General features: G+C 55.9%; 20 protein-coding genes. 14 read left to right on the forward strand and 6 right to left on the reverse strand.

The window, feature by feature from the left end:
• Positions 1-3 precede the first annotated feature (3 nt).
• The gene (mlaF, locus tag FY206_RS21855) at positions 4-816 is read right to left on the reverse strand and encodes a phospholipid ABC transporter ATP-binding protein MlaF (RefSeq protein ID WP_024906354.1); all 813 of its coding nucleotides are present in this window, start codon (positions 814-816) and stop codon (positions 4-6) included.
• A gap of 227 nt (positions 817-1043) precedes the next feature.
• Here mlaF and FY206_RS21860 point away from each other — a divergent pair, with 227 nt between their 5' ends.
• The 11 genes from FY206_RS21860 to npr all read left to right on the forward strand — a co-directional run bounded on the left by FY206_RS21860 (position 1044) and on the right by npr (position 8963).
• Positions 1044-2021 carry a calcium/sodium antiporter gene (locus FY206_RS21860; protein ID WP_032642374.1) on the forward strand — a complete coding sequence of 326 codons (978 nt, stop codon included), beginning with the start codon at positions 1044-1046 and terminating at the stop codon, positions 2019-2021.
• A gap of 13 nt (positions 2022-2034) precedes the next feature.
• On the forward strand, positions 2035-3021 hold the full coding sequence (gene kdsD, locus FY206_RS21865; protein ID WP_032642376.1) for an arabinose-5-phosphate isomerase KdsD: 987 nt from the start codon (positions 2035-2037) through the stop codon (positions 3019-3021).
• A 14-nt stretch (positions 3022-3035) separates the two neighbouring features.
• Positions 3036-3602: a 3-deoxy-manno-octulosonate-8-phosphatase KdsC gene (kdsC, locus tag FY206_RS21870; protein WP_032642378.1), complete on the forward strand. Its 567-nt coding sequence runs from the start codon at positions 3036-3038 to the stop codon at positions 3600-3602.
• Entirely contained in the window at positions 3599-4174 is a 576-nt protein-coding gene (gene lptC, locus FY206_RS21875) for an LPS export ABC transporter periplasmic protein LptC (protein ID WP_032642380.1), read from the forward strand. Before kdsC ends, lptC begins: the two co-directional genes overlap by 4 nt.
• A complete protein-coding gene (gene lptA, locus FY206_RS21880) occupies positions 4143-4697 on the forward strand; it encodes a lipopolysaccharide ABC transporter substrate-binding protein LptA (protein ID WP_023309358.1) in 555 nt (184 codons plus the stop codon). The genes lptC and lptA overlap by 32 nt, the downstream gene beginning before the upstream one ends.
• Positions 4698-4703: 6 nt before the next feature.
• Positions 4704-5429, forward strand: coding sequence for an LPS export ABC transporter ATP-binding protein (gene lptB, locus FY206_RS21885; RefSeq protein WP_023309359.1), 726 nt, complete (start codon positions 4704-4706; stop codon positions 5427-5429).
• 47 nt (positions 5430-5476) lie between these two features.
• Positions 5477-6910, forward strand: a complete 1434-nt coding sequence (gene rpoN, locus FY206_RS21890) for an RNA polymerase factor sigma-54 (RefSeq protein ID WP_032642383.1) — start codon at positions 5477-5479, stop codon at positions 6908-6910.
• A gap of 22 nt (positions 6911-6932) precedes the next feature.
• Positions 6933-7220: a ribosome hibernation promoting factor gene (gene hpf / locus FY206_RS21895; protein WP_008501444.1), complete on the forward strand. Its 288-nt coding sequence runs from the start codon at positions 6933-6935 to the stop codon at positions 7218-7220.
• An 82-nt stretch (positions 7221-7302) separates the two neighbouring features.
• On the forward strand, positions 7303-7794 hold the full coding sequence (gene ptsN / locus FY206_RS21900) for a PTS IIA-like nitrogen regulatory protein PtsN (RefSeq protein WP_008501443.1): 492 nt from the start codon (positions 7303-7305) through the stop codon (positions 7792-7794).
• Between the two features lie 45 nt (positions 7795-7839).
• Positions 7840-8694: an RNase adapter RapZ gene (rapZ, locus tag FY206_RS21905; RefSeq protein WP_014885397.1), complete on the forward strand. Its 855-nt coding sequence runs from the start codon at positions 7840-7842 to the stop codon at positions 8692-8694.
• Positions 8691-8963 carry a PTS phosphocarrier protein NPr gene (gene npr, locus FY206_RS21910; RefSeq protein ID WP_003861872.1) on the forward strand — a complete coding sequence of 91 codons (273 nt, stop codon included), beginning with the start codon at positions 8691-8693 and terminating at the stop codon, positions 8961-8963. The genes rapZ and npr overlap by 4 nt, the downstream gene beginning before the upstream one ends.
• 39 nt (positions 8964-9002) lie before the next feature.
• Here the strand turns inward: npr and mtgA are convergent, their stop codons facing one another.
• The 5 genes from mtgA to lptF form a co-directional block, all read right to left on the reverse strand.
• On the reverse strand, positions 9003-9728 hold the full coding sequence (mtgA, locus tag FY206_RS21915) for a monofunctional biosynthetic peptidoglycan transglycosylase (protein WP_032642385.1): 726 nt from the start codon (positions 9726-9728) through the stop codon (positions 9003-9005).
• Positions 9725-10378, reverse strand: a complete 654-nt coding sequence (gene elbB, locus FY206_RS21920) for an isoprenoid biosynthesis glyoxalase ElbB (protein WP_032642388.1) — start codon at positions 10376-10378, stop codon at positions 9725-9727. The genes mtgA and elbB overlap by 4 nt, the downstream gene beginning before the upstream one ends.
• Before the next feature lie 232 nt (positions 10379-10610).
• Positions 10611-12944 carry an aerobic respiration two-component sensor histidine kinase ArcB gene (arcB, locus tag FY206_RS21925; protein WP_032642390.1) on the reverse strand — a complete coding sequence of 778 codons (2334 nt, stop codon included), beginning with the start codon at positions 12942-12944 and terminating at the stop codon, positions 10611-10613.
• 135 nt (positions 12945-13079) lie between these two features.
• Positions 13080-14162, reverse strand: coding sequence for an LPS export ABC transporter permease LptG (lptG, locus tag FY206_RS21930; RefSeq protein WP_032642392.1), 1083 nt, complete (start codon positions 14160-14162; stop codon positions 13080-13082).
• Positions 14162-15262, reverse strand: a complete 1101-nt coding sequence (lptF, locus tag FY206_RS21935; protein WP_024906345.1) for an LPS export ABC transporter permease LptF — start codon at positions 15260-15262, stop codon at positions 14162-14164. The genes lptG and lptF overlap by 1 nt, the downstream gene beginning before the upstream one ends.
• A 266-nt stretch (positions 15263-15528) precedes the next feature.
• Between lptF and pepA the strand changes: the two genes are divergently transcribed.
• The 3 genes from pepA (at position 15529) to FY206_RS21950 (ending at position 20458) form a co-directional block, all read left to right on the forward strand.
• A complete protein-coding gene (pepA, locus tag FY206_RS21940) occupies positions 15529-17040 on the forward strand; it encodes a leucyl aminopeptidase (protein WP_032642395.1) in 1512 nt (503 codons plus the stop codon).
• 119 nt (positions 17041-17159) lie between these two features.
• On the forward strand, positions 17160-17603 hold the full coding sequence (gene holC / locus FY206_RS21945; protein WP_008502815.1) for a DNA polymerase III subunit chi: 444 nt from the start codon (positions 17160-17162) through the stop codon (positions 17601-17603).
• Positions 17603-20458, forward strand: coding sequence for a valine--tRNA ligase (locus FY206_RS21950; protein ID WP_023309367.1), 2856 nt, complete (start codon positions 17603-17605; stop codon positions 20456-20458). Before holC ends, FY206_RS21950 begins: the two co-directional genes overlap by 1 nt.
• Positions 20459-20513: the final 55 nt, after the last annotated feature.

Below are 20513 nucleotides of genomic sequence, written 5' to 3' on the forward strand. Positions count from 1 at the left end.
GGCTTAACTCCCTATTCCCAGTAAATCGTCACGATAGTCGCCCGCCGGGTAGCGGAACGGCACAGGGCCATCTGCAATACCGTCAAGGAACTGCCGCACGCGCGGATCGCAATTTTCCTGCAGCGCCTGGGCGCTGCCGTGTGCGACGATCTTTTTGTCCGCCACAATATAGGCGTAATCGGCAATGCTCAATACTTCCGGTACATCGTGAGAGACGACAATGCAGGTAACGCCCAGCGCGCTGTTCAGCTCAGAGATGAGCTTCACCAGCACGCCCATCGTGATGGGATCCTGTCCAACAAACGGTTCGTCGAACATGATTAAATCTGGTTCCAATGCAATTGCGCGTGCCAGCGCGGCGCGGCGCGCCATGCCGCCGGACAGCTCCGAAGGCATCAGCTTCGCGGCGCCCCGCAAACCGACGGCTTCGAGCTTCATCATTACCGTACTTTTCAGCAGTTCAGGCGGCAGGCTGGTATGCTCGCGCAGCGGATAGGCCACGTTATCGAAGACGTTCATGTCGGTGAATAAAGCCCCCGACTGAAAGAGCATGCTCATGCGTTTGCGGACAGTATACAGGCGCGAGCGCGACATCTCCGGGATGTTTTCGCCATCAAAGAGGATTTCGCCGCTATCCGGTGGGATCTGCCCACCAATAAGGCGCAGCAGGGTCGTTTTACCGATCCCGGACGGCCCCATGATGGCAGTGATCTTGCCACGCGGTACGGTCAACGAAATATCATCAAATATCAATCTGTTGGCGCGAGAAAAACTCACACCGCGAACATCGACTAAATTCGCCATCGTTTGGCTCATTTATGGATCCTTTATTACCCAGCTCACGTTAAGGCATGCCGCCTGAATCAGCCCTCAACTGCGCATTTTTACAGAATAATAGCCGTTGAGGTTAGCGAAAGCTGGCATTTGTTTTACTTTTCCGGCGCATAAAGTCAAAATTAGGAATTCGTTACGCCTCAGACTGTATGCAGTCCAGCCATTCCCGCGCGATGGACCGACGAGTATACCTGAAGAAAGGACTTTTGATGCTTTTAGCAACAGCACTGTTAATAATTGGTTTACTTTTGGTGGTCTACAGTGCTGACCGTTTAGTGTTTGCTGCATCTATCCTGTGTCGCCTGACGGGCGTACCGCCTGTCGTTATCGGGATGACCGTAGTCAGCGTGGGAACGTCACTTCCGGAAATCATCGTCTCGGTCACGGCTTCGCTGCATGGTCAGTTAGACCTCGCGGTAGGCACCGCGATTGGCTCGAACATCGTCAATATACTCTTGATTTTAGGCCTGGCCGCCCTGCTCCATCCATTTCGCGTGCATTCTGATGTTCTGCGCCGTGAATTGCCGCTAATGTTAATTGTAAGCCTGCTGGCAGGCTGCGTATTTTATGATGGTGTACTGAGCTACAGCGACGGCATTTTCCTGCTGGCGCTGGCCGTCATTTGGCTGCTGTATAGTGTTAAAATCGCCCGTCTGGCTGAGAAACAGGGCCAGGATAGCCTCACGCGCGAGCAGGTCGCCGAACTGCCGCGGGAAGGCACGCTGCCTGTTGCCCTGCTCTGGCTTGGCGTTGCGCTGATCATCATGCCGATGGCAACGCGCATGGTCGTGGATAACGCGACGGTGCTGGCGAACTATTTCGCCATCAGCGAACTGACCATTGGCCTGACGGTGATTGCCATCGGTACCAGCCTGCCGGAGCTGGCCACGGCCATTGCGGGGGCGCGTAAAGGTGAGGATGACATTGCCATTGGTAATATCATCGGTTCTAACATTTTTAATATCGCCATTGTGATGGGGCTGCCGGCCCTGATTACGCCAGGGCCCTTTAATCCTCTGGCGTTCTCACGCGACTACGGCGTGATGTTATTGGTCAGCGTGATATTTGCCCTGCTCTGCTGGCGGCGGCAACGACAGATCGGCAAAGGCGCAGGCGCGCTGCTGACGGGTGGATTTATCGTATGGATGGCGATGCTGTACTGGCTCTCGCCTCTTCTCTCTGGGTAAACGGAAACGCATTATGTCGCAAATAGAATTGCAGCCGGGTTTTGACTTTCAGAAGGCAGGCAAAGAGGTTCTGGAGATTGAACGTGAAGGTCTGGCGCAGTTAGATCAGTACATTAATCAGGATTTTAGTCTGGCTTGTGAGAAGATGTTCTACTGTGCCGGCAAAGTCGTGGTGATGGGGATGGGTAAGTCCGGCCACATTGGACGCAAAATGGCGGCCACGTTTGCCAGCACCGGAACCTCCTCCTTCTTTGTCCATCCGGGGGAAGCCGCGCACGGCGACCTGGGTATGGTCACGCCACAGGATATCGTCATCGCGCTGTCCAACTCCGGTGAGTCCAATGAAATTCTGGCGCTGATCCCGGTGCTGAAGCGACTGCAGGTACCGCTTATTTGCATGACCAGCCGTCCAGAAAGTAGCATGGCGCGTGCGGCCGATATTCACCTGTGCGTGAAAGTGCCCAAGGAGGCCTGTCCGCTCGGCCTGGCGCCGACGTCCAGCACCACCGCCGCGCTGGTCGTGGGGGATGCGCTTGCCGTCGCACTGCTCGAAGCCCGCGGTTTTACGCCGGAAGATTTCGCGCTTTCCCACCCGGGCGGTGCGCTGGGGCGCAAGCTACTGCTTCGGGTAAACGATATCATGCACACCGGGGATGAGATTCCTCACGTCAGTAAAGAGGCCTCCCTGCGTGATGCGCTGCTGGAGATCACCCGCAAGAATCTGGGTATGACGGTGGTGTGCGACGATCTAATGAAAATTCAGGGGATCTTCACCGATGGCGACCTGCGTCGCGTGTTCGACATGGGTGTCGATGTCCGCACGCTCGGCATTGCCGATGTGATGACGCCGGGCGGCATCCGCGTGCGTCCGGGTACGCTGGCCGTGGATGTGCTGAACCTGATGCAGTCCCGCCATATCACCTCCGTTATGGTTGCCGATGGCGACCAGTTGCTGGGTGTGGTACATATGCATGATCTGCTGCGCGCAGGCGTAGTGTAAAGAAGGATAAGACAATGAGTAATGCGGGTGCATCCCTTGCAACCTGTTATGGCCCGGTGAGTACCCAAATGATGGCAAAGGCGGAAAACATTCGTCTGCTCATTCTGGATGTGGATGGGGTACTTTCCGATGGTCTGATCTACATGGGCAACAATGGTGAAGAGCTGAAAGCGTTTAACGTTCGCGACGGCTACGGTATCCGCTGTGCGCTCACCTCCGGTATTGAGGTGGCGATCATCACCGGGCGAAACGCTAAACTGGTAGAAGATCGCTGTGAAACCTTAGGCATTACCCATCTTTATCAAGGTCAATCCGATAAAATGGCGGCGTTTAAGGATTTACTGGGTAAACTGGCTATCGCACCAGAAAACGTGGCCTACATCGGGGACGATCTGATTGACTGGCCCGTGATGGCTGAAGTCGGGCTGAGTATCGCCGTTGCTGATGCGCATCCGCTGCTGATCCCGCGCGCGGACTACGTTACCCACATCAACGGTGGCCGCGGTGCCGTCCGTGAAGTCTGCGATCTGCTTCTGCTGGCGCAGGGCAAGCTTGATGAGGCCAAAGGGCAATCGATATGAGTAAAACCAGACGTTGGATTATCATTTTGCTTGCGCTTGTCGCACTGGTATTGATTGGCGTGAACCTTGCCGATCGCGACGAAACGCAAACGGAAGCGATCAACAATAACGATCCAACCTATAAAAGCGATCACAGCGACACCGTGGTCTATAGCCCGGAAGGCGCGCTGAACTATCGCCTGATTGCCCAGCATGTTGAATATTTTTCAGATGACGGTGTTTCATGGTTTACCCAGCCCGTCATGACCACATTTGATAAAGACAAAGTGCCGACGTGGTCAATTAAGTCAGATCGGGCAAAACTGACAAATGACCGTATGCTTTATCTGTATGGCCACGTTGAAGTCAACGCCCTGACCGCGGACTCACAACTTCGAAAAATTACGACGGATAATGCTCAGATCAACCTGGTTACCCAGGACGTGACCTCGCAGGATCTGGTCACACTGTATGGCACAACATTTAATTCCAGCGGTTTGAGAATGCGCGGGAACTTACGCAGCAAAAACGCCGAGCTGATTGAAAAGGTTAGAACCTCCTATGAAATTCAAAACAAACAAACTCAGCCTTAAAGTAATTATCGCCAGCGCGATGCTGGCGACCAGTCTCCCCGCGCTTGCTGTAACGGGCGATACCGACCAGCCGATCCATATCGAGTCCGACACTCAGTCCCTCGATATGCAGGGGAACGTCGTCACCTTCACCGGTAACGTCGTCATGACTCAGGGCACCATCAAAATTAACGCCGACAAAGTGGTCGTGACCCGTCCGGGTGGCGAGCAGGGCAAAGAGATCATTGATGGTTACGGCAACCCGGCCACCTTCTACCAGATGCAGGACAACGGCAAGCCGGTGAAAGGCCACGCTTCGCATATGCATTATGAGCTGGCGAAGGACCTTGTCATCCTGACCGGAAATGCGTATCTGGAACAGCTGGACAGCAACATTACCGGCGACCAGATCACCTATCTGGTTAAAGAGCAAAAAATGCAGGCCTCGAGCGAGAAAGGCAAACGCGTCACCACCGTACTGGTTCCGTCGCAGCTGCAGGACAAAGGTAAAGGCCAGGCCCCGGCACAGAAGAAGAGTAACTAATTCGTTATGGCAACATTAACTGCAAAAAATCTCGCGAAGGCCTACAAGGGCCGCCGTGTCGTAGAAGATGTCAGTCTGACCGTCAACTCCGGCGAAATTGTAGGGCTGCTTGGCCCGAACGGTGCGGGTAAAACCACCACCTTCTACATGGTCGTTGGGATTGTGCCGCGCGATGCCGGCAACATTATCATTGACGATGAAGACATCAGCCTGCTGCCGCTGCACGCGCGCGCGCGTCGCGGGATCGGCTATCTGCCGCAGGAAGCCTCCATTTTCCGTCGTCTTAGCGTTTACGATAACCTGATGGCGGTCCTGCAAATTCGTAACGATCTGACCAGCGAACAGCGTCAGGACCGTGCCAACGAGCTGATGGAAGAGTTCCACATTGAGCACCTGCGCGACAGCCTCGGTCAGGCGCTCTCCGGGGGCGAACGCCGTCGTGTTGAGATTGCTCGCGCGCTGGCCGCCAACCCGAAATTTATCCTGCTGGATGAACCGTTTGCGGGCGTTGACCCGATCTCGGTTATCGACATTAAACGTATCATTGAACACCTGCGCGACAGCGGGCTTGGCGTACTGATCACCGACCATAACGTCCGTGAAACGCTGGCCGTGTGTGAACGCGCGTATATTGTGAGCCAGGGCAATTTGATCGCCCACGGTACGCCGCAGCAGATCCTCGAAGACGATCATGTTAAGCGCGTCTATCTTGGGGAAGACTTCAGACTCTGATAGGGTAGAGGTAACGTAACGCCGAACCGGAGAAAAATGCTCTGAACATGAAGCAAGGTTTGCAATTAAGGCTCAGCCAACAACTGGCGATGACGCCGCAGCTACAGCAGGCAATTCGCCTGTTGCAACTGTCCACGTTAGAACTTCAGCAGGAGCTCCAGCAGGCGCTGGACAGTAACCCCCTGCTGGAACAAACCGATCTTCATGACGAGGTAGACACCCAGCAATCGCAGGATACAGAAGCGCTCGACACCGCGGACGCACTCGAACAAAAAGAGATGCCCGACGAGCTTCCGCTGGATGCCAGCTGGGATGAAATCTACACCGCCGGAACGCCTTCCGGTACGCGTGCAGACTACCAGGACGATGAGCTACCGGTTTATCAGGGAGAAACCACCCAGTCGCTGCAGGATTACCTGATGTGGCAGGTGGAACTGACCCCCTTTTCCGATACCGACCGCGCGATTGCCACCTCCATTGTCGATGCCGTCGATGACACCGGCTATCTGACCGTCACCCTCGACGATATTCTGGAAAGCATGGGCGACGATGATATTGAGCTTGAGGAAGTTGAAGCCGTTCTGAAGCGCATCCAGCGTTTCGATCCGGTCGGCGTAGCCGCAAAAGATCTGCGCGACTGCCTGTTGATCCAGCTTTCTCAGTTCAGCAAAGAGACGCCATGGCTCGACGAGGCGCGCCTAATCATCAGCGATCATCTGGATCTGCTGGCGAACCACGATTTCCGCTCCCTGATGCGCGTCACGCGCCTGAAGGAAGAGGTGCTGAAAGAAGCGGTGAACCTGATCCAGTCGCTCGATCCGCGCCCGGGGCAGTCGATCCAGACCAGCGAGCCGGAATACGTGATCCCGGATGTGCTGGTCAGGAAACACAATGGCCGCTGGGTCGTTGAACTGAATTCAGACAGCATTCCTCGCCTGCAAATCAATCAGCAGTATGCCTCCATGTGCACCAGCGTGCGTAACGACTCCGACAATCAATATATTCGCAGCAATCTTCAGGAAGCGCGATGGCTGATCAAAAGTCTGGAGAGTCGAAATGATACGCTGCTGCGCGTCAGCCGCTGTATTGTCGAACAGCAGCAGGCTTTTTTTGAGCAGGGCGAAGAGTATATGAAACCGATGGTGCTGGCGGATATCGCCCAGGCCGTCGAGATGCATGAATCAACCATTTCCCGTGTCACCACGCAGAAGTATCTGCACAGTCCACGCGGTATTTTTGAGCTTAAGTATTTCTTCTCCAGCCATGTGAATACCGAGGGCGGCGGCGAAGCGTCGTCAACGGCCATTCGCGCGCTGGTGAAGAAGTTGATCGCCGCGGAGAACCCCGCGAAGCCGCTAAGCGACAGTAAGTTAACCACCATGCTGTCCGATCAGGGTATTATGGTGGCGCGCCGTACTGTTGCGAAGTATCGAGAGTCTTTATCCATTCCGCCGTCCAACCAGCGTAAACAGCTGGTCTGACACAACCGATAAGGAAGACACTATGCAGCTCAACATCACTGGACAAAACGTCGAAATTACTGAGGCTTTACGCGACTTCGTGAACGCGAAGTTTGCAAAACTCGAGCAGTATTTCGAAAGGATTAATCAGGTCTATATTGTGTTGAAAGTGGAGAAAGTGACTCATATCTCGGATGCCACCCTGCACGTTAACGGGGGTGAATTGCATGCCAGTGCGGAAGGGCAAGACATGTACGCTGCTATCGACGGCTTGATTGATAAGCTTGCGCGACAGCTCAATAAACATAAAGATAAACTGAAACAACACTAATTGTCCGGGCAGTTAACGGGTGCAGGACGGCCTGTTGTGAAACACAACAGACCATTTGTACAGTTAGCGCTTAGGTGAAATTATGATGAACAACGATTCCGCTCTTCAACTGAGCAATGTCCTTAACCAGGAATGTACCCGCAGTGCGGTTCACTGCCAGAGCAAAAAACGTGCGCTGGAGATTATCAGTGAACTGGCCGCAAAACAGCTTGGCCTGCCGCCGCAGGTGGTTTTCGAAGCGATTCTGACCCGTGAAAAAATGGGCAGTACCGGTATCGGCAACGGCATCGCGATCCCGCACGGCAAACTGGAAGAGGATACCCTTCGTGCCGTGGGCGTGTTTGTGCAGCTTGAAACACCCATCGCTTTTGATGCCATTGATAACCAGCCCGTCGATCTCCTCTTCGCGCTGCTGGTGCCTGCCGATCAGACGAAAACCCATCTGCATACGCTGTCGTTGGTCGCTAAGCGTCTGGCCGATAAAACCATTTGCCGTCGACTGCGTTCGGCCCAAAGTGATGAAGAGCTCTATCAAATTATCACTGAAGCAGAAGGCAATCAGGATGATGCATAACCAGGAGATGGCCTTCACATCTGTTGTCCTGAGGAGAAATGGAACATGGTGCTGATGATTGTCAGCGGTCGTTCAGGGTCGGGGAAATCCGTTGCTCTGCGCGCCCTGGAAGACATGGGTTTTTACTGCGTCGATAACCTGCCGGTCGTGTTATTGCCTGACCTGGCCCGCACGCTTGCGGAGAGACAAACCTCTGCCGCCGTCAGCATCGACGTCCGTAACATGCCGGAATCGCCAGAGATCTTCGAACAGGCCATGAGCAACCTGCCTGACGCGTTCTCGCCTCAGCTGCTGTTCCTCGATGCCGATCGCAATACGCTGATTCGCCGCTACAGCGATACCCGTCGTTTGCACCCGCTATCCAGTAAGAACCTCTCTCTGGAGAGCGCGATCGATGAAGAGAGCGACCTGCTGGAGCCGCTGCGCTCTCGTGCCGACCTGATTGTCGATACCTCTGAGATGTCCGTTCACGAGCTGGCGGAAATGCTGCGTACCCGGCTGCTGGGCAAGCGCGAGCGTGAACTGACGATGGTGTTCGAATCCTTCGGCTTTAAGCACGGTATTCCGATCGATGCGGATTATGTTTTCGACGTGCGCTTCCTGCCCAACCCGCACTGGGATCCAAAGCTGCGTCCCATGACCGGCCTGGATAAACCCGTCGCGGCCTTCCTCGACCGGCACACAGAAGTTCACAATTTTATCTACCAGACGCGAAGCTACCTTGAGCTATGGTTACCTATGCTGGAGACAAACAATCGTAGCTATCTGACGGTGGCGATTGGCTGTACCGGCGGTAAACATCGTTCGGTTTACATCGCCGAACAGCTGGCCGACTATTTCCGCTCGCGCGGGAAGAACGTTCAGTCCCGTCATCGCACGCTGGAAAAACGTAAAACATGACCGTAAAACAAACCGTTGAGATCACCAACAAGCTGGGCATGCATGCGCGCCCGGCGATGAAGCTGTTCGAGCTGATGCAGGGTTTCGATGCAGAGGTTCTGTTGCGCAATGACGAAGGCACTGAGGCGGAGGCGAACAGCGTCATCGCGCTACTGATGCTGGACTCTGCCAAAGGGCGCCAGATTGAAGTCGAAGCCACCGGCCCTCAGGAAGAGGAAGCGCTGGCGGCGGTGATTGCCCTGTTTAACGCCGGGTTTGACGAAGACTAACACTCGCCACGTCGGCGGGTGGCGCTGCGCTTACCCGCCCTACATTAAGTTGTTACGCTGCATAAACCCTTCCCCGCCCAGCTGATTCATCTGGCGCATGATCCATGCCTGCCTGCTTCGCACGTACCCTGATGGAGCATTGGCTTTAAAGCGGATGGGATTCGGTAAAACCGCGGCCAATAGCGCGGCTTCTGACATGCTCAGGCGGCTGGCTGGCTTATTGAAATACCGCTGGGCGGCAGCTTCGACACCAAAAATACCGTCGCCAAACTCAGCGACGTTGAGATAAACGGTCAGGATCCGTTTCTTGCTCCATACCGTTTCCATCCCCAGGGTCAACCCCGCTTCCAGCCCTTTACGCACCCAGCTTCGACCATCCCATAAAAACAGGTTTTTGGCCGTCTGCTGCGACAACGTTGACGCGCCGCGGACGCGGTTTTCATGGCGTTCGTTGTGGGCCAGCGCCTTTTCAATCGCGGCCACATCAAACCCCCAGTGCTCCGGGAATTTCTGGTCCTCCGCCGCAATCACCGCCAGCCCCATGAACGGTGAAATCTCGTCCATGCTCACCCAGTCAGAGTGGGCAACATAGCTAAAATCGCCGCTGAACCACGCGCCGAGCTGGCGCTCAACCATCACGGCAGAGAACGGCACCGGCAAAATGCTGAACACCGCCAGTCCGCCGCCCCAGAACACCGCCAGCACGAGGAAGAGGCGCAAAAGAAGGTATTTCATCCATTTTCCTGCGGAAGCGTGTCGCCTCATTCCGTCAGCACCAGCACGCGGGCTACCAGCTTTTCAATACCTGCGGCAGCTTCTGCGATGTTATTCGCCAGCATATACGCCGGCGTGGTGACAATTTTGTTATCTTCATCAACCACAATGTCATCAACCGGGCACGGAACGTGTTCGCCCCCCATTTCCTCGACGATCTCTGCGGTATCAATATCCGTCCCGATAGTCAGGCGCAGCGGAAAATCAAAAATCCTCGGCAGCATTGCCGGCGCGATGCAGATAAAGCCCAGCGGTTTTCCTGCTGCATGCATGGCCTGCGACAGCGCCTTAAGATGAGGATCGATCTGGCACTCCGCCCCCTGTGCGGCAAAGGTACTGAGATTTTTGGCCGCGCCAAAGCCACCCGGCACAATGAGCGCATCAAGCTCTGTAGGGTCTGCCTGAATAAGAGGATGGATATCGCCGCGCGCAATACGCGCGGCCTCAATCAGTACGTTGCGGGTTTCCGCCATCGGCTCGCCGGTCAGATGATTAATCACATCCGCCTGGTTTTTATCGGGCGCAAAACAGATCGCCTCTGCCCCCTGTTTAGCCAGGGCCAGCAGCGTAATGACGGCTTCATGTATCTCAGAACCATCGTAAACACCGCATCCGCTCAGCACGACACCAATCTTTTTCATCATGACAATCCTTTTCTGCAACTTGCTGAAGCACATTAATAATTTTGATTAAAACGCTATGCTTCACACATTTCACTGATTCATGTAACAAACCATTTAAGATTTGCTATCTTATCTGCGTGCGGCCTAAATTTTTCAGGCGGCGCCCTTTCGAAAATAACTTTAAAAAACAGGCGCAGCCACGATTTCCCTGGTGTTGGCGCAGTGTTCGCGCACCCCGGTTAAGCCGGGGTCATTTTTTTCTGGCGTCGACCCAGGCTTTAAGCACCGCAACATCGTTTTGCCACTCTTGCTTCATCTCTTCAACCCAATCACCCACGTTATCTTCCCATGCAGGTAAATCAGGCGACTGAATCTGTTGACCCAGTTGCTGCAGGTGGCGCAACCCAACCGAGCCGGCTGCACCTTTGATTTTATGACCTTCTTCCACGATGCCCTTCCGGTCGCGCGCCGTCAGGTTTGATTCCAGCACGCTCAGATAGCCCGGCATCATTTTTTCGAACACCGCCAGGCCGTCGGTAATCAGTTTCGGGCCGACCAGATCGATGTACTGCTCCAGCATCGCGGTATCGAGTATCGTTTGGGCTTTTGCGCTATCAACAGACGTCATGGTGCTCTCCTCTTCATCATGGGTGTCCCAGAACTTTTTGATCATAGCGGTCAGAGCAGGCACCGCCAGCGGCTTGCTGAGTACATCGTCCATACCGGCATCGAGATACTCTTTTTTATCTTTCAGTACGTTCGCCGTGAGCGCCACCAGCGGCGGCAGTTCGTCGGCCGCATACTGACGCGTCAGCTCACGCGAGATATCCAGCCCGGTCATATCCGGCAGCTGAATATCCAGCAGGACAAGATCGTATTCGCCCGGTTTAAACATTTCGAGCGCGGCCTTTCCGGTCATCGCGACATCCACGCTATTGCCCAGTTTTTCCAGCACGGAGCGCGCCACGATCACGTTCAGCTCAATATCTTCCACCAGCAGGACGTGCAGGGCAGGCAGCGGCATATCGTCGTTTTCAAACGTATCTTCTACCTCTTCCGCCACCGCCGGCGCATGCACCGTCAGCGTGAAGGTAGACCCTTTGCCCGGCTGGCTGGCCACGGAGATATCGCCCCCCATACTCTTCGCCAGCCGTTTAGAGACCGCCAGGCCAATGCCCGTCCCGGTCGCCGGTTTCCCGCCGTTGCTGTCCTTCACCTGATAGTACATGGCGAAGATCTTGTCCTGCTCCTCCAGCGGAATACCCATCCCGGAGTCTTCCACCTCGAAGTGCAGCATGTCGCCTTCGTCATAGCGGATGCGTACCGCCACCTGCCCCTTCTGGGTAAATTTCACCGCGTTGCTGATCAGGTTCCACAGGATCTGGCGCAGTCGCGTGCCGTCAGTCACCACTTTATGCGGCAGCGGCAGGGTGGGCTCCATAACAAAGCTCAGTCCCTTCTGCTGCGCCTGCAGGCCGGACAGGTTTTCCAGATCGGCAAGGAAGCTGGTGAAATCAACAGGCTGGTTATCAAGCTGAACCTTACGGCGCTCCATCTTATCCATATCAATAATATCGTTGAAGATATTCCCCAGCGTGACCGCTGAGACATGGATAGTTTTGAGGTATTTTTCCTGCTCCGCGGTCAGGTCGGTATCCAGCAGAATACGGCTCAGCCCGACAATGCCGTTAAGCGGCGTACGCAGCTCGTGGCTGATGGTGGAGATGAAGGTGGTCTTGTCGCGGCTGGCGCGCTCCAGGGCATCCTGATAGCGCTTACGCTCGGTGATATCGCGGCCAAAGCCCATCAGGCCGTGGCGTTTCCCCACGCGGTCATAGTAGGGCACCTTACGGATCTCAAAGCAGGCTTTGCGTCCGTCCGGGTAGTCCAGCCACTGTTCATAGGTCAGCGAAACGTTATGGCGGAAGACTTTTTCATCCGTCTCCATGACCTTGGCCGCCGCCTCTTCAGAGTAAACGTCCTGCGGCTTCAGGTGAATTAGCTGCTTCTCGCTTTTCCCGGTGAGCAGCTCCATCGCCCGGTTACAGCCGGAAAACTCTTTATCTTCATTGCGGTAGAAGACCAGATCCGGCGACGCATCGAGGAACGAGCGCAGGAAAGAGGACTGCTGCTCAAGCTGGATCTGCGTCACCTCGCGCTCTTTCATTTCGATTTTCAGCTGCTCCAGCGTGGCCTGACGCTCGGCCTCCGCCTTCTCACGGTCTGAGATCTCCTGGTTCAGCTGCGCAATGTTGTCTTTGAGCTGGACGTTGAGCTTCAGGTCGCGCTCGCGCATCTCCTCCAGCTTATCGACCAGCTTAGACAAACGCTGGCGGGACTCTTCCAGCTGTTCCACCACCACGGAAAGGAAATAGACCGCCCAGGGCGTAATGAGCAGGCCAAAGAAGATGGAGCGGATGACGTCGATACTCTCGACCTGGCCATGCAGAACCATGGTAACGGCCATTTGCACGACAATGGCCAGAACGACCAGCGCCAGCGCAAGCAGCATGGAAAAACGCACCAGCCCAAGCTTCATCATTAGGTCGACGTAATACTGGGCAAGCATTCGGATTTGCTTCATAGAGGATCCCTTCACGACGTTATCGCTCAATAATACTCAAATTCAGGGCGAGGCGTTGAAGGTTGTGAGAAAAAGTGCGGCGTGAAACAGGAGATTAGCCTCGCTCCCGGTCAACCGGAAGCGAGGAGAGGTGAGTCAGGAGCGCTTCAGCAGCAGCCACAGGCTGATCAGGAGGAAGCTGGCGCTTGGCAGCAGGGCACCGATAATCGGCGGAATGCCATAAACCAGCGTCAGCGGACCGAAGATCTGGTCGAGCACGTAGAATACAAAGCCGAAGCTGATGCCGGTCACGACGCGCACGCCCATCGGCACGCTGCGTAGCGGGCCGAAGATAAACGACAGCGCCATCAGCATCATTACCGCCACGGACATCGGCTGGAAGATTTTGCTCCACATGTTGAGCTGATAACGCCCCGCATCCTGTCCGCTCGACTTCAGGTATTTCACATAGTTGTGCAAACCGCTGATGGAGAGCGCGTCAGGATCCAGCGCCACAACGCCGAGCTTATCGGGCGTCAGGTTGGTCTTCCACGTACCGGTTACCGTCTGAGAACCGGCAATCTGTTTCGGGTCGGTCAGGTCAGATTCATCCACCTGGGACAGGCGCCACTGCTTATGCTCGGCGTCAAACTTCGCCGACGAGGCGTGGCGTACGGACTGCAGGCGACGCTGGTCATCGAAAGCGTAAATGCTCACGCCACCCAGCTCATCATTCCCCTTAACCCGTTCGATGTAGACGAAGTTTTTACCGTCTTTCGCCCATAAACCTTGCTGAGTCGAGAGCAGCGAACCGCCGTACATGGCCTGAGCACGGTAGTTACGCGCCATCTGTTCGCCCTGAGGCGCAACCCACTCGCCAATCGCCATGGTCAACAGCACCAGGGGGATCGCGGTTTTCATTACCGACAGTGCCACCTGCATGCGGGTAAAGCCTGAGGCCTGCATAACGACCAGCTCGCTGCGCTGCGCCAGCATTCCCAGCCCCAGCAGCGCGCCCAGCAGGGCCGCCATCGGGAAGAAGATCTGCACATCTTTCGGCACGCTGAGCAGGGTATACATCCCCGCGCCCAGCGCGTCATAGCTCCCCTGCCCGGCTTTTTTCAGCTGATCGACAAATTTGATAATGCCGGAGAGCGACACCAGCATGAATAACGTCATCATGATGGTGGTAAAAATGGTTTTACCGATATAGCGATCAAGAACGCCAAACGCCTGCATTAGATGGCTCCTTTACGCGAGAATCGGGCACGTATGCGGCGCACAGGCACCGTATCCCACAGGTTTAATCCCAGCGCCAGTAAGATGTACAGGCTGTTGACGAACCATGTCCAGACCATAGGGTCCAGCTTGCCCTTCGCGCCGTTAGAACGAATCGAGGTTTGCAGCAGGAAATAGATCAGATAAAGCAGCATCGCCGGCAGCATAGAGAGCACGCGCCCCTGGCGCGGGTTCACCACGCTCAGCGGGACGACAATCAGCGCCATCATAAACACGGTGAAGACGAGCGTTATGCGCCAGTGGAACTCAGCGCGCGCTCTGTCTGTATCGGTATTCCACAGGGTACGCATGTCCATTTGCTCGGTATCCGTGGGATCGAGCGCCACCGCCTGGTGGCCGATAATGGCCTGATAGTTCTGGAAATCCGTAATGCGGAAGTCGCGCAGCATCGCGGTGCCTTCGAACCGGGTGCCTTTGTTCAGCGTCACGATCTGAGAACCATCTTTGCGCTGAGCAAGCTGACCGGAGTCTGCTACCACGACTGATGGACGCGCGTTACCTTTCGGACGCAGCTGCGCCAGGAATACGTCGTTGAATTTACTGCCGTCAACGCTCTCGATAAACAGCACGGAGTTGCCGTCGGTCGCCTGCTGGAACTGCCCCTGGGCTAGCGCCGCCATGCCGGGGTTGGCTTTCGCTTCGGCCAGCACTTCGTCCTGATGACGGGAAGACATAGGGCCCGCCCACATCACATTCACCGCCGCAACGATACCCGTAAACAGCGCCAGTATCATGGCCGCTTTCACCAGTACGGCTTTGCTTAGGCCGCAGGCATGCATCACCGTGATTTCACTCTCGGTGTAAAGTTTCCCAAGCGTCATGAGCAGGCCAAGGAAAAGACTTAGCGGCAGGATGAGCTGCGCCATTTCCGGGATCCCTAACCCAAGCAGGGAAAGCACCAGATTTGTTGGAATTTCGCCGTCAACGGCCGCACCGAGGATCTTAACCAGCTTCTGACAGAAAAAAATCAGCAGCAGGATGAAGAGGATCGCCAGTTGGCTTTTGAGCGTCTCCCGCACCAGATATCTTATGATTATCACTTTAAATACGCCCGTAAAAACCCGTCTCTTTGCAGGAATTTCGCTTGTTTCATGGCTTAAACGTCATTTATTCTCTTGAGTCGTCGAAATCATCGCTAAGATTAAAACATCAAGCGGATTCACGCTTCAGGACTTTTTCTGACGTGTCGAAACCGTAGTAACGTAAGATTAACACGAAGTCACCACAACAGCGGACATGAGTTACGAAAGGTTTCAATTCTATCCGTAGCAGCCGCCGTTGTCTTTAAGATTCAGGAGCGTAGTGCATGGAGTTCAGTGTAAAAAGTGGTAGCCCGGAGAAACAGCGGAGTGCCTGCATCGTTGTGGGCGTCTTTGAACCACGCCGACTCTCCCCGATCGCCGAACAACTCGATAAAATCAGTGACGGCTATATTAGCGCCCTGCTGCGCCGTGGCGAACTGGAAGGCAAACCTGGGCAGACGCTGTTACTGCACCATGTTCCGAACGTACTGTCAGAGCGTATTCTGCTGATTGGCTGCGGCAAAGAACGCGAGCTGGATGAACGTCAGTATAAGCAGGTGATTCAGAAAACAATCAACACGCTGAATGATACCGGTTCAATGGAAGCCGTCTGCTTCCTGACCGAGCTGCACGTCAAAGGGCGCAACACCTACTGGAAAGTGCGTCAGGCGGTCGAAACCGCAAAAGAGAGCCTGTACAGCTTCGATCAGCTGAAAACCAACAAAAGCGAGCCGCGTCGTCCGCTGCGTAAAATGGTCTTTAACGTACCAACCCGTCGCGAACTGACCAGCGGCGAACGCGCGATCCAGCACGGTCTGGCAATCGCTGCCGGCATTAAAGCGGCGAAAGATCTCGGCAACATGCCGCCTAACATCTGTAACGCGGCATACCTGGCCTCTCAGGCGCGCCAGCTGGCCGACGCCTACAGCAAAAACGTCATTACCCGCGTCATCGGCGAACAGCAGATGAAAGAGCTGGGCATGCACTCTTACCTGGCGGTCGGTAACGGCTCACAGAATGAATCCCTGATGTCGGTCATTGAGTACAAAGGCAATCCGTCCGAAGACGCGCGCCCTGTCGTGCTCGTCGGTAAAGGCCTGACCTTCGACTCCGGCGGTATCTCCATCAAGCCAGCCGAAGGCATGGACGAGATGAAATACGACATGTGCGGTGCGGCGGCAGTTTACGGCGTCATGCGCATGGTCGCGGAACTTCAGCTGCCCATCAACGTGATCGGCGTCCTGGCGGGCTGCGAAAACATGCCTGGCGGCCGCGCCTATCGTCCGGGTGACGTCCTGACCACCATGTCCGGCCAGACCGTTGAAGTGCTGAACACCGACGCCGAAGGCCGTCTGGTCCTGTGTGACGTGCTGACCTACGTTGAGCGCTTCGAGCCTGAAGCGGTGATTGACGTCGCGACCCTCACCGGTGCCTGCGTGATCGCGCTGGGCCACCACATCACCGGCCTGATGTCGAACCACAACCCGCTGGCTCACGAGCTTATTGGTGCCTCAGAGCAGGCCGGGGACCGCGCGTGGCGTCTGCCGCTGGGTGACGAGTACCAGGATCAGCTGGAGTCTAACTTTGCGGATATGGCGAACATTGGCGGACGTCCTGGCGGTGCGATCACCGCGGGCTGCTTCCTGGCGCGCTTCACCCGCAAGTACAACTGGGCGCACCTGGATATCGCGGGCACCGCATGGCGCTCCGGTAAGGCCAAAGGCGCAACCGGTCGTCCAGTGGCGCTGCTGTCGCAGTTCCTGCTCAATCGTGCGGGTTTTAACGGCGACGAGTGATGTAAAATGCCGGGTAGCGGCTTCGCCTTACCCGGCCTACCATGCCACTCAACCGTAGGCCGGGTAAGCGTAGCGCCACCCGGCTTTGCATTTGAATCCGAATAAAAGAAGCCCCATATATGAAGAATGCAACGTTCTACCTTCTGGACAACGACACCCATCAGGATGGCCTCAGCGCCGTTGAACAGCTGGTGTGTGAGATTGCCGCAGAACGTTGGCGCGCGGGCAAGCGCGTTCTGATTGCCTGCGAAGATGAACAGCAGGCTATTCGCCTGGACGAAGCCCTGTGGGCGCGCCCGCCGGAGAGTTTTGTGCCGCATAACCTGTCGGGCGAAGGTCCGCGCGGTGGCGCACCGGTTGAAATTGCCTGGCCGCAAAAGCGCAACAGCAGCGCGCGCGATATTCTGATTAGCCTGCGGATAGATTTTGCAGATTTTGCCACCGCTTTCACAGAAGTGGTAGACTTTGTCCCTTACGAAGAATCTTTGAAACAACTGGCGCGCGAACGCTATAAAGCGTACCGCCTGGCTGGTTTTAACCTGAATACGGCAACCTGGAAATAATGGAAAAGACATATAACCCACGCGATATCGAACAGCCGCTTTACGAGCACTGGGAACAGCAGGGCTATTTCAAGCCTAACGGCGACGAAAGCAAAGAGTCCTTCTGCATCATGATCCCGCCGCCGAACGTCACCGGCAGTTTGCATATGGGTCATGCTTTCCAGCAGACCATCATGGACACCATGATCCGCTACCAGCGCATGCAGGGCAAAAACACCCTGTGGCAGGCGGGGACGGACCACGCGGGTATCGCGACCCAGATGGTGGTTGAGCGTAAAATTGCCGCTGAAGAAGGTAAAACCCGCCACGACTACGGTCGCGACGCCTTTATCGACAAAATCTGGCAGTGGAAAGCGGAATCCGGCGGCACCATTACCCGTCAGATGCGCCGCCTCGGCAACTCCGTGGACTGGGAGCGCGAGCGCTTCACCATGGATGAAGGCCTGTCCAACGCCGTAAAAGAAGTTTTCGTCCGCCTGTACAAAGAAGACCTGATTTACCGTGGCAAACGCCTGGTCAACTGGGATCCAAAACTGCGCACCGCCATCTCTGACCTGGAAGTGGAAAACCGCGAGTCTAAAGGCTCCATGTGGCACATCCGCTATCCGCTGGCCGACGGCGCAAAAACCGCAGACGGTAAAGATTATCTGGTGGTCGCAACCACCCGTCCGGAAACCCTGCTGGGCGATACCGGCGTGGCCGTTAACCCGGAAGATCCGCGTTATAAAGATCTGATCGGCAAATTCGTGGTGCTGCCGCTGGTAAACCGCCGTATTCCGATTGTGGGCGACGAACACGCCGACATGGAAAAAGGCACCGGCTGCGTGAAAATCACCCCGGCGCACGACTTCAACGACTATGAAGTGGGTCGTCGTCACGCTCTGCCGATGATCAACATTCTGACCTTCGACGGCGATATCCGCGAAAGCGCAGAGGTGTACGACACCAAAGGCAACGAATCCGACGTTTACTCCAGCGACATCCCGGCGGAGTTCCAGAAGCTGGAACGTTTTGCCGCGCGTAAAGCGATTGTGGCTGCCGTTGACGCCCTCGGCCTGCTGGAAGAGATTAAACCTCACGATCTGACCGTGCCGTACGGCGACCGCGGTGGCGTAGTGATCGAGCCGATGCTGACCGACCAGTGGTACGTCCGTGCCGACGTGCTGGCAAAACCGGCGGTGGAAGCGGTTGAAAACGGCAGCATTCAGTTCGTGCCTAAGCAGTACGAAAACATGTATTTCTCCTGGATGCGCGACATTCAGGACTGGTGTATCTCCCGTCAGCTGTGGTGGGGTCACCGTATCCCGGCCTGGTACGACAACGAAGGCAACGTTTACGTTGGCCGCAGCGAAGACGAAGTGCGTCAGGAAAACAACCTGAGCGCGGACGTTGCGCTGCGTCAGGACGAAGACGTGCTGGATACCTGGTTCTCCTCCGCGCTGTGGACCTTCTCCACCCTCGGCTGGCCAGAAAACACCGACGCGCTGCGTCAGTTCCACCCAACCAGCGTGATGGTGTCCGGCTTCGACATTATCTTCTTCTGGATCGCCCGCATGATCATGATGACCATGCACTTCATCAAAGACGAAGACGGCAAGCCGCAGGTTCCGTTCCATACCGTCTACATGACCGGTCTGATCCGCGACGACGAAGGCCAGAAGATGTCCAAATCCAAGGGTAACGTTATCGACCCGCTGGACATGGTTGACGGTATCTCGCTGGAAGACCTGCTGGAAAAACGTACCGGCAACATGATGCAGCCGCAGCTGGCAGAGAAAATCCGCAAGCGCACCGAGAAGCAGTTCCCGAACGGAATTGAGTCTCACGGTACCGACGCCCTGCGCTTCACCCTGGCGGCGCTGGCCTCAACCGGCCGCGACATCAACTGGGACATGAAGCGTCTGGAAGGTTACCGTAACTTCTGTAACAAGCTGTGGAACGCCAGCCGCTTCGTGCTGATGAACACCGAAGATCAGGATTGCGGCTTCAACGGCGGCGAAATGACCCTGTCTCTGGCGGACCGCTGGATCCTGGCGGAATTCAACCAGACGGTGAAAGCGTTCCGCGAGGCGCTGGACAGCTACCGCTTCGATATCGCGGCGGGCATCCTGTATGAATTCACCTGGAACCAGTTCTGCGACTGGTATCTGGAGCTGGCGAAGCCGGTGATGAACGGCGGCACTGAGGCAGAGCTGCGCGGCACGCGCAACACGCTGATTACCGTGCTTGAAGGCCTGCTGCGCCTGGCGCATCCGGTGATTCCATTTATCACCGAAACCATCTGGCAGCGCGTGAAGGTGATTGCCGGCATCAACGCCGACACCATCATGCTGCAGCCTTTCCCGGAATTCGATGCGGCGAAAGTGGATGAAGCAGCTTCAGCGGATACCGAGTGGCTGAAGCAGGCGATCGTGGCGGTACGTAACATTCGTGCTGAAATGAACATCGCGCCCGGCAAACCGCTGGAGCTGCTGCTGCGCGGCTGCAGCGAAGCGGCCGTTCGTCGCGTCACCGAGAACAACACCTTCCTCAAGACCATGGCGCGTCTGGAAAGCATCACCGTGCTGCCTGCGGATGACAAAGGTCCGGTTTCCGTGACCAAAATCATCGACGGTGCCGAGCTGCTGATCCCGATGGCGGGCCTGATCGACAAAGACGCCGAGCTGGCGCGTCTGGCGAAAGAAGTGGCGAAAGTCGACGTGGAAATTGGCAAAATCGAAAGCAAGCTGGCGAACGAAGGCTTTGTTGCCCGCGCGCCGGAAGCGGTCATCGCCAAAGAGCGTGAGCGTCTGGTTGCCTTTGCTGATGCGAAGACCAAGCTGATCGAGCAGCAGGCGGTTATCGCGGCTCTGTAATGCTTTTACCCCTTACGCTTCAGGGCGTAAGGGGTAACCTTCCTGAAAACTCCTC

Origin of the sequence: Enterobacter chengduensis, assembly GCF_001984825.2 — a bacterium.
Taxonomy (GTDB): domain Bacteria; phylum Pseudomonadota; class Gammaproteobacteria; order Enterobacterales; family Enterobacteriaceae; genus Enterobacter; species Enterobacter chengduensis.

Coding starts and splice junctions, on each gene's coding strand:
- mlaF (WP_024906354.1), bottom strand. CDS start 816: ATGAGCCAAACGATGGCGAATTTAGTCGATGTTCGCGGTGTGAGTTTT.
- FY206_RS21860 (WP_032642374.1), top strand. CDS start 1,044: ATGCTTTTAGCAACAGCACTGTTAATAATTGGTTTACTTTTGGTGGTC.
- kdsD (WP_032642376.1), top strand. CDS start 2,035: ATGTCGCAAATAGAATTGCAGCCGGGTTTTGACTTTCAGAAGGCAGGC.
- kdsC (WP_032642378.1), top strand. CDS start 3,036: ATGAGTAATGCGGGTGCATCCCTTGCAACCTGTTATGGCCCGGTGAGT.
- lptC (WP_032642380.1), top strand. CDS start 3,599: ATGAGTAAAACCAGACGTTGGATTATCATTTTGCTTGCGCTTGTCGCA.
- lptA (WP_023309358.1), top strand. CDS start 4,143: ATGAAATTCAAAACAAACAAACTCAGCCTTAAAGTAATTATCGCCAGC.
- lptB (WP_023309359.1), top strand. CDS start 4,704: ATGGCAACATTAACTGCAAAAAATCTCGCGAAGGCCTACAAGGGCCGC.
- rpoN (WP_032642383.1), top strand. CDS start 5,477: ATGAAGCAAGGTTTGCAATTAAGGCTCAGCCAACAACTGGCGATGACG.
- hpf (WP_008501444.1), top strand. CDS start 6,933: ATGCAGCTCAACATCACTGGACAAAACGTCGAAATTACTGAGGCTTTA.
- ptsN (WP_008501443.1), top strand. CDS start 7,303: ATGATGAACAACGATTCCGCTCTTCAACTGAGCAATGTCCTTAACCAG.
- rapZ (WP_014885397.1), top strand. CDS start 7,840: ATGGTGCTGATGATTGTCAGCGGTCGTTCAGGGTCGGGGAAATCCGTT.
- npr (WP_003861872.1), top strand. CDS start 8,691: ATGACCGTAAAACAAACCGTTGAGATCACCAACAAGCTGGGCATGCAT.
- mtgA (WP_032642385.1), bottom strand. CDS start 9,728: ATGAGGCGACACGCTTCCGCAGGAAAATGGATGAAATACCTTCTTTTG.
- elbB (WP_032642388.1), bottom strand. CDS start 10,378: ATGAAAAAGATTGGTGTCGTGCTGAGCGGATGCGGTGTTTACGATGGT.
- arcB (WP_032642390.1), bottom strand. CDS start 12,944: ATGAAGCAAATCCGAATGCTTGCCCAGTATTACGTCGACCTAATGATG.
- lptG (WP_032642392.1), bottom strand. CDS start 14,162: ATGCAGGCGTTTGGCGTTCTTGATCGCTATATCGGTAAAACCATTTTT.
- pepA (WP_032642395.1), top strand. CDS start 15,529: ATGGAGTTCAGTGTAAAAAGTGGTAGCCCGGAGAAACAGCGGAGTGCC.
- holC (WP_008502815.1), top strand. CDS start 17,160: ATGAAGAATGCAACGTTCTACCTTCTGGACAACGACACCCATCAGGAT.
- FY206_RS21950 (WP_023309367.1), top strand. CDS start 17,603: ATGGAAAAGACATATAACCCACGCGATATCGAACAGCCGCTTTACGAG.